We start from the raw sequence: 16707 nt of genomic DNA, 5'->3' as shown, positions 1-16707 counted from the left end.
CGGGAGGCCGCCCGTAAAAGGAAGGCGACCTCCCGGCGTCGGGCTTCCCGGAGCCGAGCCTCATGGACCGGGCTCAGGAACGAACCTCAAGAACTAGATTTGAAGTGCGGAACCTTAGGGCCTCGCTAGTTCGCCCAGAACGGGTAGTCGGTGTACCCGGCCGCGCCCTCGGTGTAGAAGGTGCGCGCATCGGGCTCGTTCAGCGGCAGACCCTCGGACCAGCGGCGGATCAGGTCAGGATTGGCCAGCGCCGGGCGCCCTACCACCACGGCGTCCGCAATAGAAGCCATGGCCTGGGCGTCGGCCAAGGTGGTGATGGTGGAAAAGCCGGTGTTCAGCAGGACAGGCCCGCCAAACCGGGTGCGCAATGTCTGGACCAGGTGTCCAGAGGGTTCCTTGTGCAAAATGCTCAGTCCGGCCAGGCCCAGGGGCGCAATGCCGTCCACCAGGGCCGTGTACGTTGCCAGGGTTTCTGCCGCGTCCGTTTCCAAGGCGTCCTGAATATTGTGCTCGGGGGAGATACGCAACCAGGTATTCTCGGCACCAATGGCCTCGGCGACCGCAGTCACCGCCTCGATGACAAAGCGGGCACGGTTCTCTGCGCTACCGCCATAACCATCGCTTCGCTGATTGGACGCGGGGGACAGGAACTCGTGCAGCAGGTACCCATTGGCGCCGTGAAGTTCGGCGCCGTCAAAGCCTGCGGTCATGGCGTTGCGGGAGGCCTGCACAAACTCCTCGATCATGCCGGCGAGTTCATCGCCTGCCAAACCGTGGGGTACCGGGAAGGGTGACTTGCCATTCTTGGTCCGGGCCACGCCGTCGATCGCAATGGCGCTGGGGGCAACCACCTGATGCCCGCCGTTGATGTCCGGATGGGTGACGCGCCCGGAGTGCATGACCTGGGCGATGATCCGCCCGCCGTCGGCATGCACGGCATCAGTTACCCGCTGCCAGCCCTCAATGTGCGACTCGGTGACCAGCCCGGGCTGGCGCGCAAACGCCTGTCCGGCGAAGCTGGGGTAGACGCCCTCGCTGGTCAGCAGCCCCATGGTCGCTCGTTGACGGTAATACTCAACCACAATGTCCCCGGGCACGCCGTCCTCGCCGGAGCGGGAGCGCGTGAGCGGGGCCATGACCACTCGGTTGGGGAGTTCAAGGTTGCCGAGGGTGACGGGTGAAAACAGGTTCAAGGACATCTCCAAAAATTTCGTTGACAAGCTGCCCCTGCCACAACACAGGCACCGCACCGGCTATTCCCGGACGACTGTGCGGTTGCGGCGTCAGGGTGTGGGCCGCTCCAACAGATGAAGTTGTTCGGGGGTATCCAGATCGGCGCCGTCATTGAGATCTGAGCAGTCCACGAGGTCTGTGGCGTCGGCATGAATACGCAGATAGTGCCGGGCCCCGGCATCGCCGCTTGCCGAGCGTGCGGCCAGCCCGGCGTGCCGGGGAGAGAAAAGGACGGGGTTGCCGCGGCGCAACGCGCTGGGTTCGTCACTACTGCCGGGGCGAACCCCGTACTCGGAGCGGTATCCGGCTGCAGTGATCCGTCCGGGGAGGTGGGCCGCAATGAGCCGGGCCACGAGCCGGGCAGTCATACCGGGCTGATCCACAAGCGCCACCAGCACCTGCCCAGGAGCCCGTTCTTCCGCAGGATCTACCTCTTGGCGGGCCGCCTGACCTTGGCCGGCCGCCGGTCCAGGAACACCATGTTCAGGCTCGACGGCGGCACTGGTGTCCGGCGCGACGTCAAGATCCAGCGCGAAGCCAGGGTCCAACGCGCAGCGGACGCCCACGGCAAAGGAGGTGCCCATGCCTTCGGCCCAGCGAGGATTCACCACTACTGTGCACCCCGATGGTAGCGATGTTTGCCGGACTGTATCCGCACCGGCCCCAATGACCACGATCACCTGTGAGCAGCCACCGCGCAACAATTCGCCAGCGGCATGCGCCACCAAGGTGGTGCCGCAAAAGGGCAGCAGCGCCTTCGGGCCCAGCCCTAGGCGGGTTCCGGCGCCTGCCGCTAGCAGCACCGCCGTGGTGCCTCCTCTGGGAGAAATCTCAGCCATGGGCCAACTCTAGCTGTGCTCAATCCGAGGGCGGGCGCTTGCGCAATTGTTTCGTTGTAGAGCGCTGCTGCTTTGCTGCCTGGTGCCGCCGCTTTGAGCCACGGCTGGGCTTGGTGGGCCGGCGTGACGCGGGCGGAGGAGCCAGCGCCGCGGCAACAAGTACACCCAGCTTTACCAGCGCAACTTCCCGGTTCCGAAGCTGCGAACGTTGCTCGTGCGCGGTCACGGTGACCACCCCGCTCACCAGCCGGCGTTCCAGCCGGGCCAGCAGAACCATTCGCTGTTCCTCGGAGATCGCCAATGATTCATCAATATTCCACAGAAGCTCCACCCGGGAGTCGGAGGTATTCACATGCTGGCCACCGGGTCCCGAGGAGCGTGAAAAACGCCAGCCAAGCTCCACCGCGGGAATGGTGAGCGTGGGCGAAACCATCAAGTCCATGGCTCAAGTCTTACACGGGACGCTTTGCACAGAACGCCCGCCTGATGGCTCCTTACTTCCCGTGGCACTAGAGACATTGGGGGAGTGGGTGCATGATGGAAGCAGGCGAACAAAGATTTGTGCATTGAACATTCGCCACCTAGCCGCCATCGAACCGAGGAGCTGAGCTAAATGAATATGTGGGGACTAACCATTGTCATCGGATGCATCGTCATCATCACTGTCATCATGGGACTGATCGCCACCCATGGTACGTACAAAAATTCCCATCACTAACGGCGTCTCCCCAAGCACACCTTGATCATGGCGTACCGTCTTCTTGTTGCCTACAATTAGCTCTACTTGCGTGTGAGTCATCTTCTCTAGGTGGCTGTCATGTCATCACAGGAACATCCGGCAGTCATGGCACCAAAGGCGAAGTGGGCTATTTGGTGTCTTTGCGCGGAACATCACCGTATTTTGTAGGGCCTGGCGGTAGAGTCCAGCAAGTGGAAATTGCCTCCCGCCCATGGATACCGAACTAGTGGTGGAATTCAAGAAGCGCGGCGGCATTGCTGGCATCCGTAAAGCACTGGCTCAGTAAAGTCGATTTCTTTGGGCTCACGGAGGACAAATCCGGTCCAATGTACTACGACGGATTTAGCTATTCCATTACGGCCGCCTACGGCCGCTGGCATCGCGTCATCCATGCCGACGAAGGTATAGACAACGCAACCTTGGCCAAACTCGCGCAGCTGATCAACTGGCTGGAATCTAGACTTCCTGACCCGCGCCCACAAATGGTTATTGACTGAAAGGGCCAAAGCGGGAGCCTCATCTGGCCGGCGCTAGCGTAGCCGCCTAGGCTGTCCTGCATCTCCAAAAAGCAATTGCTGAGCAACAGCAATGCTTATGAATGGTGCAAATTCTATGGCGATGGCTCATAAATTCGGCCAAACAGAGTGATGTGGAGCACTGATTCAGCATTATGACAGTTCGCCGTCATAATGGATTGTTGTCGGCCTTATCGAGAACAGCAGGGAATTTCCAGCATACTGCCGACCTTGGGCTCATATTCACTCATTTAGCGTGGCCTCGACTCGTTGGGGGCCACGAAGCAGGAAGTTGCAGATGCATCAGAAGTACTGTTCCTCAGCCTCTACGAGGACCCGATTTTTTAGCCACTTGTCCGGTGCTGGGGTGACGAGCAACCCATGAGTAAACTCTCGCTCGATCCGAGGCTCGAAACACAAGGGCAGAGTGGTCCCCGGCTGGGTAAGCAGACACGTTATGTGCCAGATGACAACGAGCTCAAGCGTGGGCTCAGCAGCCGCCATCTGCAGATGATCGCCATTGGCGGCGCCATTGGCACTGGGCTCTTCGTCGCTTCCGGTGGGACCATCGCGCAGGCTGGCCCTGGTGGAGCGTTGCTTGCCTATGCCCTAGTGGGTTTGATGGTGTTTTTGCTCATGCAGTCATTGGGGGAAATGTCCGCCAAGATTCCCGTAGCTGGCTCGTTTCAAACCTATGCCACCCGCTTTGTCTCACCCTCCTTTGGCTTCGCTATTGGGTGGAATTATTGGTTTAACTGGGCCATTACGGTAGCTGCAGAATTGGTTGCTGCCGGGATTATCATGGATTTTTGGTTTCCCGAAGTACCAGGCTGGGTCTGGGCTGGAGGATTCCTGCTGCTACTGACTGGCATCAACGCGCTCTCAGCCAAAGCCTTCGGTGAGAGCGAATTCTGGCTCTCCCTGATCAAGGTGGTTGCCGTCATCTTGTTCCTCGTGGCCGGTGTGCTCATGATTATTGGTGTTCTGGGAGATAGTGCACTGGGACTGAGCAATTGGCAAAACCGGGAAGACGTCTTCCACGGTGGATGGGTTTCCATTCTGTCCGTCTTCATGATTGCTGGGTTCTCCTTCCAAGGCACCGAACTTGTGGGTGTGGCCGCCGGTGAAGCGAAGAACCCACGGCGTGAAGTTCCGCGCGCCATACGTTCAGTCTTCTGGCGCATCATGATTTTCTACATTGGCGCCATCTTCGTGATCGGCTGCCTGATTCCGCTGACTGACCCGAGTCTGCTCTCCTCAGGGGAGGCTGATATTGGTGCCTCACCCTTCACTCTGGTCTTTGAACGTGCCGGTATTGCCTTTGCTGCTGGCTTGATGAACGCCGTCATTTTGACGGCAATTCTCTCGGCAGGAAACTCCGGACTCTACGCCTCAACACGGATGCTTTATGCCATGGCCAAGGATGGCAAGGCTCCCAAAATCTTTGGGACGACCAATTCACGCGGAGTGCCCATCGCCGCCTTGCTGGCCACGGCCGCCGTCGGGCTGTTTGGCTTCCTAAGTGCCCTTGTGGGGCAGGGAGCTGCTTACGCATGGCTGATTAACGTCTCCGGCCTGTGCGGATTCATCGTGTGGGCGGGGATTGCCCTCTCGCATTATCGCTTTAGGCGAGCCTTCCTCGCACAAGGAAACGCGGTTGCGGACCTGCCGTATCGGGCAGCCTTCTTCCCCATTGGCCCGCTCCTGGCTTTCGCCGTGCTGATCTTGGTCATTGCCGGGCAGAACTACGAGGCTGTCCTAGCCGGCCACGGCATGGAAGTCCTCTCCTCCTATATTGGCATCCCCATGTTCCTTGGCTTGTGGCTGATTCACCGATTCGTCAGCAAATCCCAGTTGGTTCCCCTGATGGAGGTGGACCTGAGCGGCCCTGAGGACATCGAGGACAGTGTGGAACTGGAAGGCGGCGCTGAGTACTCGGGGTCGGCCGTCCGGCGCTGACCGGGCTCTATAAAAATTCACGAGCCAGCACCTACCCTGAAGCCGCGACATACGCCCGTTTTAGGTGCCGAAGGTGAGCGACCCTCGAGCCAAGAGGATCTAGTCCACTTGGCCTAGACATTGGAACGGACCATCCGTGCACTTGGGAGCGGCACTGGAAATCCTTCGCTAGTGCCTGCCGTGGGCGCTGACGTCCCCGGCCAAGGTGCCCGCCTAGTGCTCAACAACAGCTGCGTGCCGGAGGGACTCGCGCCAGCATCTCATTCAGGACCGAGCCTGTCCTGCCGCGACAGTGTAATCCGTTGTGCACCAACCACTTGGACCACAAAAATATGAAATTCCTGCAACCAATTCCGCAGAAAATCGGTGGTTTTCTCGGTGGCGACATTACCGTCGTCGTCGATCAAGCCCTGGGTGAACCGTACGTATGCCTCCGGCTGCGCCATCTCCGGGGAATTCACAAAGGAGAGAATGCTGCGCAAATGCTGTTGCGCCACAGCCGTGCCAACCTGCCCTGTCGATGCTCCGATGACCGCAGAAGGCTTCTTTGCAAAAGAGTTGGTGCCCCAGGGGCGGGAACCCCAATCGATGGCGTTCTTCAGTGCGCCCGGGATACTGCGGTTATATTCCGGGGTGATGAAAATTAGGGCGTCTACGGCGGCCACGGCGTTCTTGAATGCACGCCCCTCCGGTGGGTAGTCGGAGTCGTAATCGCGGCTGTACAGTGGCAACTTACCGATCGGGATCTCGATCAGGCTCAGTTCTGACGGAGCCAACTTCAACAGCGCCCTTGCAAGTTTTCGGTTGATGGAATCGGAGGCCAGGCTGCCCACGAAAACGCCCACTTTGTAGCTCATCGGAACAACCTTTCGGCAGACGATACGGAGAGCGATCGCTCACCCGTTCAATCTATCCCCGTGGCTGGCACTTGCCCACCCTTTTTCATCGATGCCGTGACCTTCGAAGGCAGCTGAAGCGTCACAGTTGAGGCATCTGCTGCCGTGGGGGAGAATCGGGGGTTTGCCGCTCATCCCCAGCGAATCGCCGGTGGATGCGCCGCCCGGTCATACGGTGGGCAACCGCTACAGCGGGCAGGGAATTGGAGCTACGAGTAGTTTCCATGCTGTTGGTAGTTCGGTTCCCTCCCTGCAATTATCGTTGGGGTGCGTTGGGACTTCTCATGGAGAAAATGGCCTGGTTGCGGTGCAGGATTCACTGTAGACGTGCAACGATGGAGACATGAAGCCAGCCACACTCAATGCTTGGGCACTTGCGGCACTGCTTGCCGCTAGTTCAGTGAATCACCTTAGATCTCCGGAGTTTTACTACCCGGTGGTTCCCCCATCCCTGTGCAGTGACAAGGGCGGGAAACTGGGACTCATGACCCGCCACCAATGGGTGATCGTCTCCTCCGCGCCCGAGGCGCTGGCTGCCATTGGCTTGTTGATCCCAGCCACACGAAAATTTGCGGCCACCACCACGGCGATCATGTTCATGGGCTTTACCGCCGGTCACGTTTCAGCGCTCCGGCGAGCGTATGGTCCGGGGGGGACGGCCTCGGCCAAACGCGTACACAGCGTGCGGCTGCCTTTGCAGGTACCACTTGTCGCGTGGGCATGGAGTGCTCGCCGCAGCTAGTGGCACTGACCATTACGTGCCATGCAAGAACCCAAAAGTCTCAAGTACCGCCTGTAGGAGCGATCCTGTTTTGAGGTAGCTTCTGCTTCAGAATTGCCCATGAACGTGGCAACCACCACGATCCTTAGCGAAACTCAGGCTACGACATGAATGCCACCGGTCCGGCTCAGGGCATGCGAGCCGAGATGTGCCTCATCGCAAGCCCGAAGACAGTCCGGACCGAGGGATGCGAAATTCAACGATCAGCTTAGGCAGCGCCACTTTCATGATGGTTTCAGTTATTGGCACCACAAAAGTCGAAACGAGCAGCCGCACCCAAACACAAAGGGGCCGGTGTTTCAGACGGAAGGCTGTCTGAAACACCGGCCCCTTTGTGGGGATGTAACTTAGTGCTGGCTGGAGCGCCTGCGTGATCCGGCCATGATGACCAGACCAGCGAGCAGCGCCAAGACTGCACCACCCATCAGCAGTGTTGAGCTGGCGCCAGTGCTGGCCAGTTCATCTGCGCTGGTTCCCGTGGGCGACGCCGTGGGCGACGTCGTCACGCGGGTGGGAACGGTACCGGTATCGCCCGTGGCCGGGCTGGTGAGCGTGGCATCCGTGGTGGCCGGAGCAGTGGTTGCCTCATCGGTTGGATCCGTGGTGACTTCCTCGGTTGCCTCGTTAGTCGGCTCCGTGGTTGCCGGCGCCGTGGTGGCTTCCTCGGTTGCCTCGTTAGTGGGTTCCGTGGTTGCCGGCGCCGTGGTGGCTGGGGCAGTTGCCGGTTTAGTAGTTTCCGGCGCTGCTTCTTCTGCGAGGGCTAGTGCGGCGAACCCTGCGAGCTGACCCGCAGCATTCTGAACGGTCACCACATAGTTGCCGCCTTCAAGACCGGTGGGAACCTCCAGCGGTGCTTCACCGGCCTCGTTGGAGCGGACCCACTGGCTCTTTGGAGCCGTGGGTTCAGTGGCGGAAGTGTTCTGGATGGCCACGCGCAGCCAAGCATTGACCGGGAGGTTCTTCAAGGTGAGGTATTCGCCGCCGTCGAACTCGGTGGAGGGAACACCTAAATCAACGGGGGATACCTCTGGAAGTGTTGCCGGATCCACCAAGGCTGGGGCGGTTTCAGGGGCTGCAGGGGCGGTGCTCCAGTTGATACCAGGGGTCTTGAAGTGATTCAACCCTTCAAGAGCCATGCGGCCACCGAGTGTTGCCGCGCGCTTGGTGAAGTCTGCGTAGTTGCGGTTGGCTTGCGGAGACCAGCCAACCTCGGCCGTGGCCAGGGTACGCGGGTATTGGTAGCTTTCAGTCTGGTTCATGCCGCGGATCCATTCGCCCCACTGGACTGTTTCTACACCTAGGATGCGGTCATCGCCAATGCCGGGCAGGAATTTTGCTGGGTCCCAGTCATAGTGTGTCTGCAAGGTGCAAGGTGCACCACTACAGGCCCAGGTTCCGCCAAACTGCTCGGAATTATCCTGCTTCTGCGGGATGTACGTCTTGGATGCGGGGGAGAGGATGACTTTGGCGTTATTCTTGATGATCTTGTCTGATTCGCCCTGGCCACCGCCAACCCATAGCTGAATCACGGAGTTTGGCGGCAAGTTAGCGGAACCGTATTCGTTCCAGCCAATAACACGCTTGTTCACGTCGGTGACCTGCTTGGTGAACGCGCCGATCATCTTGTTGTAGTCGGCAGTAGATGTCACATGGGACTCGTCTCCGCCGATGTGGATGTACGGGCCAGGAGTCAGGGCAGCAAGCTGTTTCAGGACTTCCTTGGTGAATTCGTAGGTAGCGTCGTTATCCGAATCGAAGGAACTGACGCCTACATCACCTGTGCCCTGTGAGTTAGGTGTGGAGTTGCCGGGCGCCGGTTTGGGGGCGGACTTGGCTGAGTTCAGTTGCGGGATGGCGTGCAGGGCCGCGGTGGTGTGACCTGGCATGTCAATTTCCGGGATGACCACCATGCCGTTGTCCCCGGCGTACTTCACAATCTCCTTATAATCGTCCTTGGTGTAGAAGCCTGTGTGCCCTGGTTCGCTCTGACTCGGGTTGGTGGTCATAGCGGTCTTGCCGGAGATGTCCGTCAGGTCCGTGTACTTGATTCCGGAGGGGTTCACCGTTGGCTGGTCCATGGCGATTCGCCAGCCTTGGTCATCGGTGAGGTGAATGTGGAGGGCGTTCATCTTGAACTGGGCTGCGTTATCGATGTGCTCCTTCATTTCATCCACTGTGTAGAAGGAACGGGCCACATCAATGCCCACACCGCGGTGTTCGTAGCGAGGGTAGTCACTGATGACCACGCTGTCCACGGTCCAGGGGGTGTTGACCGCGGTGCCGGATTCAATCCATTGCGGGAAGAGCTGGCGCAGTGTTTGCACACCATTCAACGCACCGGCTGAAGTGTTCGCAGCGATCTTCACCCCGTTGCTGTCAGCCTGCAGCGTGTAGCTTTCCGGTTTAGCATCGGAGAGGTCGGCTCCCACCGTGAACTGAACATCACTGGCCGAAGCAATACCACTGACCACGGGCAAGGCGAAGCCGGTGCTCTTGCGTGCCTTTTCTGCGAAGTAGTTGGCAGCATCTACGGCGTCACCTGAGGCCACAATACGGCTTCCTGGCAGCAGCTGGAACGTGCCATCAGCGGTAGCAGCAGAGGCCACCGGCATCGGCACAAGAGCCAAGCTGTCCGGGAGAACCGGCTGGGGTTTGGCATAGATCTCGAACTCCGAGATCGAGTATCCGTACGTGGACCAGCGTTTAACGCCCTGCATGCGCAGGAACTTCGTGTTCGGCACGCCCAGGGTGACCTCGTCGGTGCGGGTCGGCCCGGTAGTGGAGGTCATGGTCTTCACATCTGCCCAAGACGTGCCATCAAGAGAAGTTTGCAGCTTGTAGTCACGGGCTGCGGCATTGGGCCAGACGATCTTCACATGATCAACGGGACCGGCCTGTTCCAACTCCACCTGGATCCAGGAGTTATCTTCGTAGGCTGAGGACCATCGGGTGCCTGTGTTCCCGTCGTTGATGAGGTTAGCTGTGAACCCCGCCCCAGCCCCCGGCTCCACACTTGAGGCCGTAACCGTTCCGGTTAGTGCCAGGTTGGACGGGTACTCCACCGGGACGCTGGGAGGCACCACAATCGGAGCCGCTTGGGCCGGGGGAGCGGTAAAAGCTGTGGGTAGGACCGCAGCAAACAAACCGAGGGCGGCAGCGCAGGCGAGCCCGGCCGTCGTCGTTCTTTTCAATGCTTTCAATCGATATACTCGCTTTACTTCTCTTGGACCGCAAGAGGCATCCGTTAGTGGGTGAGACTACACAGTGATGAATCGTTCGACGGCGGTGGCCGGGCGCACACGTTCATGGGCCGGGATATCGCCTGCAAAAGCTAGCCACTGGGCAAATTTGTCGCCGCGCTCAACGAGTTGGCGGTACATTGCCCGGCGCATGGTGCTAACCCGATCTTTGTAGATCGGGACGTTGATGACATTGGTGAGCTCGTCAGGGTCGGCGATCATGTCGTAAAACTCGTCGATGCCTTCAGGGTTAGCAATATATTTCACTTCCTTGTTGCGGATCATGCGCTGGGCGTAGGGGAAGTGGTGGCCGTGGAATTCGCACAGGATATTCTCGCGCCAGCCCTCCACATCTTCTCCGTGAGCCAGTGGCAGCAGGCTCCGTCCACGGACACCGGAGGCGTCCGCCCCGGCAATCTCATGGAAGGTGGCAGTGAAGTCCAGCAAACTGATGAAGCGGTCTTCCCGGCGTTCGGCTTCTCCGGGAAGTGCCAGAATTGCCGGTATGCGGTAAATGTCCTCATACATGGCAGGGCCCTTGTCATTGAGCCTGTGAGCACCTGTGAATTCACCGTGGTCAGCGGTGAACATGACGGCCGTGTTGTCCGTCAAGCCCAGCTCGTCAAGGACGTCCAGGATCCGCCCAATTTCATGGTCGATCATGGCAACGTAGCCCCAGTACACAGCGGTGAGCTTCTTCCACTCATCCACGGTGAAGCAGTCCGTGGACCAGTATTCGGCGTAGGCCTGCTGTACCATCGGCTTGCCGTGGAACGTTTCGGCAAAGGAACCGGGCAGCTCAATGGTGGAGGGGTCAACCATGTCATACCACTGTTGCGGAATCAGGTAGGGCAGGTGCGGTCCAAAGATATGGCAGGACAAGAAGAACGGTGTGCCGTCCTCTGCACCTGACTCTTCCTGCAAGGCACCTGCAGCAAATTCACGCAGCTTAGCGATGGTCTGATCCGCCAGGAACGCCTCAAAGGTGGCTTCCGTGGGCTGATCCGTCACGCCGGCGATCAAGTGACCTTGGCTGCCGTCCGCCCGGGTGGTGTAGACAGGGTTGGAGATGTGGAAATCCGGATATCCGTTGGCTTTAAGCCAGCCTTCGTATCCCGGATCGTCAAAGACGTTCAGAGCACCCGGCAGGTGAATTCCTTCAAAACCGTAGTAATCGGGTCCACGATCCTTGCCAACATGCCATTTGCCCACGTGACCGAGCCGGTATCCCTGCTCAGTCAACGCCGCAGAGAAAGTAGGCAGCCCGTCAGGGAGCTCCTCCCTGTGGCCTGAATTCCACTCGTAGTTGGCCAACAATCCGTGTTCGAACGGTTGCAGGCCTGTGAGCAGGCTGGCACGCGCAGGGGTGCAAATGGCCGTAGGCGTGTAGGCCCGGTCAAAAGTTGTTCCGCGCGCAGCTAGCCTGTCCAGGTTGGGAGTGTGCTGTGAGGTGTTGCCGTAGCATCCCAGGGTGTCGATGCGTTGCTGATCCGTCATGAGGAACAGCATGTTTTGGCGCTTAGTGGTGTTCACAGAAGTCACTGAGGCTTAGACCGCTGGGGTGCTGACGAACAGTTCAGAGTTGTAGAAGGACTTGGGATCGGAGATTTCGGTGATCTTCTCATCCTTCTTGAACTGCTGCTGGAGACCATCCAACCAGGTGTAGATGGTGCCGTCCGAGGACAACTTGTCCAGTTCCTGGGAGGTGAACAGCTTGGCCACACTGGCCTGGGCTGCCATGTCTTCCTCCTTAAGCTTGAGGAACTTAGCTGTCAGGGCAATGGTGTTTTCCTGGTTGCTGTGCCGGTAGTCGTTGGCGCTCTTGACAATGGAGATGAACCCGGTGGCAAGGTCCTTATCCTTTGCTGCGCGGCCCGGAGCGGCTACGAACGTGGAGGGGAACGTGAGCGTGTCGATGAAGTCCTCGTTAGAGAACAGCTCAACCATGTCCGGCTGACCCTTCTTGGCACTGTCAATGAGCGGGTACCACAAGGCGGCACCGTCAACCTGGCCGGCAGCGAATGCTGCAACAATGGCCGGCGGTTCCATGGCCGTGACCTTGAAGTCTTCGCGGCTCAGGCCTTCCTTGGCCAAGGCCAGGCTGAACAGCTGGTCACCGGAAGTACCGGTAGGCACTGCAACCTTCTTGCCCTTGAGCTCAGCCAGAGTCTTGATCCCGGGCTGTGCAATGATGCGGTCCGCGTTGGAGACAGAGTTAACGGACCAGATTTCAGCCTTTCCTGATGCGGGCAGCCACAGTGCGCCGGAGCCAATGTAGACCACGTCCACGTTGTTGGTGCCCAGTGCCTGGATGGCCAGCGGGCCGTTGGTGAACGGCAAGTACTTGGGCTTCAGGCCAGCCTTGGCCCAGTAACCTTCCTGATCGGCAACTGCCATCAGTGCTGCACCGTTGTAGTCGGCAATGTAGCCAACCTTGATCTCCACGGGCTCCTTGGCTGCATTCGAAGAACTGGCATCATCGGCCTTAGCGCCGCAGGCTGCTAGTAGGGAGATTGCTGCGGCACCCAGAGAGAGTTGCAGGACATTGCGGCGTGTGACGTGGTTGTTCATGGTTTCTCCTGAAGAGTTTTGCCCAAGTCTGGGCAGGGGGTATGAGGGGATCTAGGCGGGAAGCGAGTTTTTATTGGTGGGCTTCTGCCACACCGGGCTGGTGGTAGACAGCTTCCCAAACCTGGGTGCGTAGGCGAGCGAACTCGTCTGAGAGGCGCATTTCCTCGGTCCGCGGGTAGGGAAGGTCAATCTTGATTTCCTTGAAGATGCGACCCGGCCGGGCAGCCATGACGATCACTCGCGATGCTAGGAAAACTGATTCGTCAACATCATGCGTAACGAACATGACTGTGCGGCGTTCTTGGGTCCAGGTCTTGAGTAGCTGTTCTTGCATGTGCACACGGGTCAAGGCATCCAACGCACCGAAGGGCTCATCCATCAAGAGGATCTCTGGGTTCACGGCATAGGCGCGTGCAATGGCGCACCGCTGTTTCATACCACCGGAGAGCTCCTTCGGCAGTGCTTCAGCGAAGCGGGTCAAACCCACGAGTTCAAGGTAGTGATCCACTATGACGCGGCGTTCCTTGGCGGGAACCTTCTTGAGCTCCAGCCCGAACTCAACGTTTTTGCGTACGGTTAGCCACGGGAAAAGCGCGTATTGCTGGAAGATGACACCGGTTCGGGTGCTCGGTCCGTCAACTTCTCTGTCATCAACCATGACCCGGCCACTGGTGGGGTCAAGGAGTCCTGCTGCGGCATTGAGCATGGTGGATTTTCCGCAACCGGACGGGCCCACTACGGTGACAAATTCGCCGTCGGCGATGTCTAGGCTCACGCCGTCAAGAGCGGTGAAGGTGTTGCCGGTGAGTGTGAATTCCTGGCGTAGATCCTCGAAGCGGATCATGGCTTTTGATGTGGTGGTTGTCATGGCTATTCCTTAGCGACGTTCTTGCCAGCGGGTCAGGTGGGCCTCGATCATCAAGAGCAAGCGGTCCATGAGTAGACCGAGAATGCCGATGACAATTACGTTCACGAGAATTGTGGGCATGTCGTAAAACTGCTGGGCCTGCTGCATGCGCATACCCAAACCGTTGGGGGCGGCGATCAGTTCAGCGGCCACAACGGTGGCCCAGCCTGCTCCGAGGCCAATACGCATACCTACCAGGATGAACGGTGAGGATGCGGGAACTACCACTCGGCGGAAGATGATCATTGAGTCAGCGCCCAGAACCCGGGCGGCATTGATGAGTGTCTTATCTACGCTGACCACGCCTTGGTAGGTGGAGATCACGCAGGAGAGGAATGCGGCCAAGAAGATGACGAAGATCTTCGGTGTTTCACCGATACCCATGGTGACCATAACAAGGGGAAGTAGGGCCAGTGGAGGAATGGTTCTAAAGAACTGTACCCAGGGTTCAATGATGGCTCGGCCTACCTGGTACCAACCCATCAAGAAGCCAACAGGAACGGCAAGCAGACTGCCAAGGAGGAAGCCGCTGAGAACGCGGGCAAGGGATGCTCCGGTATCTTCAGCGAGAGTACCGTCAGCGAATACCTCTCCGGCCCGGATCAGCACTTCTACGGGGCCAGGCAGGCCAACAACTCCTGCGGCTGACAGAGCAGTCCATGCTCCGAGCCCGGCTGCTACAGAGCCAAAGTTGATAGCCAGCAATGCCTTGCGGCCAAGTTTGCGCCCGCTTGTTGCAGGGCTCTTCCTGGATGCTGGTTTGGGTTTTTGCTGCGAGTTTTCAGGTGCTGGACTGCCGCTAGCGAGGGGTGGTGTTTCAACCGCGATGTAGGTATCTTTTGCTGCCATGGATCAAACTTATGGCATGGATCACATGATGTCAACACTCCTTACATAACTATCAGTTATGCGGTGGTGTGCGGCTGAACGGGTTCGAAACTTAGCTTTTGGTATTCAGTGAAACGGCGCTACTAAGCGCCCTGCGCATCGCTAATTGAGGATGGCCTGGGTCCAGTGCAAAAGGGCCATTTGAGCTGCACCGTCGCTTCCTGCGCTGGGCGCAAACGGTGCTGTGCTGATCTCTGTGCTCTGCGGTCCGAGGTCAAGGTTTTGCTCACTGAAGGCGCGCCGTGCGGGCTCAAGAAGGAGTTCACCAAATTGCGAAAGCTCACCTGCAATGACAACGCGGCTGGGATCGAGCAAAACACACGCGCTCATCAGGGCGCGAGCCAGAAGCTCACCAGCCCACGAGGCCACATTGATGGCGATTCCATTGCCTTGTGCAGCGGCCAATGCCATAGCTTCGATGGTTGAAAAGGCTTGCCCCCGGTGTGCGGCCTCCAGCAGAACGTTTGCTTCGTTAATATAGCTCTCCAGGCAGCCATGACGGCCACACCAACAGGGAGGTCCAGCGAAGTCAACGCTGATATGGCCTAGCTCTCCGGCGATGCCGTTGCCTCCACGCATCAGCGATCCATTGGAGATGACGGCGGAGCTAAGGCCCGCTGAGAGGACCACATAGAGCAGGTCCTGACTGTTATTGCGGTAAGCCATGGCCGCCAGCCTAATATTGTTGTCCCACAGGAGGGGGGCGGGGAGTAGCTCTCGCAGAGGGGCCAGCGAAGCGCCTTGCGGGTCGCTTTGCAATTCAAGATCGTCAGAAAGTGACGCGGGATTTGGGTGGCGGCTAGCAATGCCAACGGCTGTGCCAATATTGGTTTCGGCGTTGATGCGGCCTGCGCTAATGAGTTCTTGCAACATATCCGCAGCCGCTAAGACTTTGCCTTCGAGCGGCAGGAGCGAGGAAATGTCCTTACGGACGCGTGCGGTGGTGGACCCGTCAAACCCCATGACCGAGATACTGATGCGCCGCCGGCCCAGCTCGATGCCAACGGCAGCGCCCGCATTAGGGTTCAGAGTGAGGGCTTTGGTGGGCCGCCCGCTGCGGCCAGGCCCATGGAACTCCTGATCACTTTCGGTGATGACTCCTCTGGCGCGCAACTCGCCCACAATGGCCGAAAGCGTTGTTCGGGAGAGCTTTGTGTCAGTCTCAAGTTCGCGCCGTGTGCGGTTGCCGTGTGTGGCAAGCGATTCCAAGACGCGCAACTCATGGCGGCGCCGGACTGCCTGCAGGGCGCTGTCGTCAGGTGTAAGCACGTCCCCTCTTTCCCATTCATCTCAACGGGGCAAGATGCAATCCGTGCCCCTTAATCATCATTATGCACCAGGGCGAGCTATTTATGTAAAGTCTATTGTCTATATTCCTCAGGTAATCCTTGGGTCATCCCTGAGGCAGCTGCTGTTGTAATTTCTAAGCGTGCCGCAGTGATGAAATCACGGATCAGGTGGACACTCTTAACGCCCCGGCTCGATTCCACCCCGCTAGAGACATCCACTCCGGAGGGCTGCATGGCCTTGGCAGCCGCAGCAACATTGTGTGGATTGAGACCGCCAGCCAATAGCCAGAATCCATGTGGCTTTCCTGCAGACAACACGGCTGCATCAAAAGTGACCCCGGCACCCGGTTCAACTGCGTCCAGCAGGAGACGTTCACCATCCCACGCGATCTTTTCATCAGGGCAAAGGCTGTTGTACAACGGTGCTGAGAAGGCCCGTAGGGATTGGAATCCGGCGTTGTGGATCCGGGCCATGTCTTGGAGCGTCTCTTCACCATGTAACTGGATGGTGCCTACTTGGGCCCGAGCCGCAATTTTTATAACCTGGTCAATGGGCTGGTTCCGGAACACGCCAACAATCTCAATACCCGCCGGTACTTCGCGGCCCAGCTCTGCCACCAATTCTGCGCTCACGGTCCGTGGACTGCCCGGGGCAAAGACAAAACCAATGGCGTCGGCACCGGCAGCTACGGCCGCAGCAATGGTTTCAGCCGTTTGCAGACCACAAATCTTGACATACATCCGTGCACGCTTCCTTCTTCGTTGATGCTGACTTCGTTGATGGTGCCCGGACCTATTCATAGCGACGCTGGCTCAGCTGCCATGTTAACAGTGTTAAGTTCCCCGAGTAT

General features: G+C 58.7%; 14 protein-coding genes. 3 read left to right on the top strand and 11 right to left on the bottom strand.

Going from position 1 to position 16707, the window contains the following annotated elements; all coding sequences use genetic code 11:
• Positions 1-125: 125 nt before the first annotated feature.
• The 3 genes from ABIB48_RS02215 to arfB all read right to left on the bottom strand — a co-directional run bounded on the left by ABIB48_RS02215 (position 126) and on the right by arfB (position 2514).
• Entirely contained in the window at positions 126-1199 is a 1074-nt protein-coding gene (locus tag ABIB48_RS02215; protein ID WP_354212024.1) for an alkene reductase, read from the bottom strand.
• A gap of 84 nt (positions 1200-1283) precedes the next feature.
• Complete coding sequence (locus ABIB48_RS02210) at positions 1284-2072, bottom strand: nucleotidyltransferase family protein (protein WP_354211701.1); 789 nt, start codon at positions 2070-2072, stop codon at positions 1284-1286.
• Between the two features lie 19 nt (positions 2073-2091).
• The gene (gene arfB / locus ABIB48_RS02205; RefSeq protein ID WP_110106837.1) at positions 2092-2514 is read right to left on the bottom strand and encodes an alternative ribosome rescue aminoacyl-tRNA hydrolase ArfB; all 423 of its coding nucleotides are present in this window, start codon (positions 2512-2514) and stop codon (positions 2092-2094) included.
• A 551-nt stretch (positions 2515-3065) separates the two neighbouring features.
• Here arfB and ABIB48_RS02200 point away from each other — a divergent pair.
• Together ABIB48_RS02200 and ABIB48_RS02195 are read left to right on the top strand one after the other, a co-directional pair.
• The gene (locus ABIB48_RS02200; protein WP_354211699.1) at positions 3066-3308 is read left to right on the top strand and encodes a hypothetical protein; all 243 of its coding nucleotides are present in this window, start codon (positions 3066-3068) and stop codon (positions 3306-3308) included.
• A 399-nt stretch (positions 3309-3707) separates the two neighbouring features.
• Positions 3708-5285 carry an amino acid permease gene (locus ABIB48_RS02195; protein WP_354211697.1) on the top strand — a complete coding sequence of 526 codons (1578 nt, stop codon included), beginning with the start codon at positions 3708-3710 and terminating at the stop codon, positions 5283-5285.
• A gap of 260 nt (positions 5286-5545) precedes the next feature.
• Here ABIB48_RS02195 and ABIB48_RS02190 read toward each other — a convergent pair whose 3' ends face one another.
• Positions 5546-6142, bottom strand: coding sequence for an NADPH-dependent FMN reductase (locus ABIB48_RS02190; protein WP_354211695.1), 597 nt, complete (start codon positions 6140-6142; stop codon positions 5546-5548).
• Positions 6143-6524: 382 nt separating this feature from the next.
• On the opposite strand from ABIB48_RS02190, the gene ABIB48_RS02185 reads away from it, so the two are divergent.
• Complete coding sequence (locus ABIB48_RS02185; RefSeq protein WP_354211693.1) at positions 6525-6923, top strand: DoxX family protein; 399 nt, start codon at positions 6525-6527, stop codon at positions 6921-6923.
• A 386-nt stretch (positions 6924-7309) separates the two neighbouring features.
• On the opposite strand, the gene ABIB48_RS02180 is transcribed toward ABIB48_RS02185, so the two are convergent.
• The 7 genes from ABIB48_RS02180 to ABIB48_RS02150 all read right to left on the bottom strand — a co-directional run bounded on the left by ABIB48_RS02180 (position 7310) and on the right by ABIB48_RS02150 (position 16597).
• Positions 7310-10153 carry a family 20 glycosylhydrolase gene (locus tag ABIB48_RS02180; protein WP_170120982.1) on the bottom strand — a complete coding sequence of 948 codons (2844 nt, stop codon included), beginning with the start codon at positions 10151-10153 and terminating at the stop codon, positions 7310-7312.
• A 66-nt stretch (positions 10154-10219) separates the two neighbouring features.
• Positions 10220-11734 (bottom strand): sulfatase family protein, encoded by a 1515-nt coding sequence (locus ABIB48_RS02175; RefSeq protein WP_354211690.1) that lies wholly within the window; start codon positions 11732-11734, stop codon positions 10220-10222.
• Between the two features lie 15 nt (positions 11735-11749).
• Complete coding sequence (locus tag ABIB48_RS02170) at positions 11750-12772, bottom strand: aliphatic sulfonate ABC transporter substrate-binding protein (protein ID WP_354211688.1); 1023 nt, start codon at positions 12770-12772, stop codon at positions 11750-11752.
• Between the two features lie 70 nt (positions 12773-12842).
• The gene (locus ABIB48_RS02165; RefSeq protein ID WP_110106830.1) at positions 12843-13640 is read right to left on the bottom strand and encodes an ABC transporter ATP-binding protein; all 798 of its coding nucleotides are present in this window, start codon (positions 13638-13640) and stop codon (positions 12843-12845) included.
• A gap of 9 nt (positions 13641-13649) precedes the next feature.
• Positions 13650-14528: an ABC transporter permease gene (locus tag ABIB48_RS02160; RefSeq protein WP_110106829.1), complete on the bottom strand. Its 879-nt coding sequence runs from the start codon at positions 14526-14528 to the stop codon at positions 13650-13652.
• Positions 14529-14669: 141 nt separating this feature from the next.
• Positions 14670-15836, bottom strand: a complete 1167-nt coding sequence (locus tag ABIB48_RS02155) for an ROK family transcriptional regulator (protein WP_110106828.1) — start codon at positions 15834-15836, stop codon at positions 14670-14672.
• 92 nt (positions 15837-15928) lie between these two features.
• Positions 15929-16597: a phosphoribosylanthranilate isomerase gene (locus ABIB48_RS02150; protein WP_354211685.1), complete on the bottom strand. Its 669-nt coding sequence runs from the start codon at positions 16595-16597 to the stop codon at positions 15929-15931.
• Between the last annotated feature and the right edge of the window lie 110 nt (positions 16598-16707).

It is taken from the genome of Arthrobacter sp. UYCu511 (assembly GCF_040547105.1).
In the GTDB taxonomy this organism is placed as follows: domain Bacteria; phylum Actinomycetota; class Actinomycetes; order Actinomycetales; family Micrococcaceae; genus Specibacter; species Specibacter psychrochitiniphilus.
Note: the sequence above shows the minus strand (reverse complement) of the source record. Positions and strands in the feature narration are given on the sequence as shown.

What these genes read in the sequence shown, in the direction of transcription:
- ABIB48_RS02150 (WP_354211685.1), bottom strand. Translation starts at nt 16,597, where the DNA reads ATGTATGTCAAGATTTGTGGTCTGCAAACGGCTGAAACCATTGCTGCG.
- ABIB48_RS02170 (WP_354211688.1), bottom strand. Translation starts at nt 12,772, where the DNA reads ATGAACAACCACGTCACACGCCGCAATGTCCTGCAACTCTCTCTGGGT.
- ABIB48_RS02190 (WP_354211695.1), bottom strand. Translation starts at nt 6,142, where the DNA reads ATGAGCTACAAAGTGGGCGTTTTCGTGGGCAGCCTGGCCTCCGATTCC.
- ABIB48_RS02195 (WP_354211697.1), top strand. Translation starts at nt 3,708, where the DNA reads ATGAGTAAACTCTCGCTCGATCCGAGGCTCGAAACACAAGGGCAGAGT.
- ABIB48_RS02185 (WP_354211693.1), top strand. Translation starts at nt 6,525, where the DNA reads ATGAAGCCAGCCACACTCAATGCTTGGGCACTTGCGGCACTGCTTGCC.
- ABIB48_RS02215 (WP_354212024.1), bottom strand. Translation starts at nt 1,199, where the DNA reads ATGTCCTTGAACCTGTTTTCACCCGTCACCCTCGGCAACCTTGAACTC.
- ABIB48_RS02210 (WP_354211701.1), bottom strand. Translation starts at nt 2,072, where the DNA reads ATGGCTGAGATTTCTCCCAGAGGAGGCACCACGGCGGTGCTGCTAGCG.
- ABIB48_RS02165 (WP_110106830.1), bottom strand. Translation starts at nt 13,640, where the DNA reads ATGACAACCACCACATCAAAAGCCATGATCCGCTTCGAGGATCTACGC.
- arfB (WP_110106837.1), bottom strand. Translation starts at nt 2,514, where the DNA reads ATGGACTTGATGGTTTCGCCCACGCTCACCATTCCCGCGGTGGAGCTT.
- ABIB48_RS02160 (WP_110106829.1), bottom strand. Translation starts at nt 14,528, where the DNA reads ATGGCAGCAAAAGATACCTACATCGCGGTTGAAACACCACCCCTCGCT.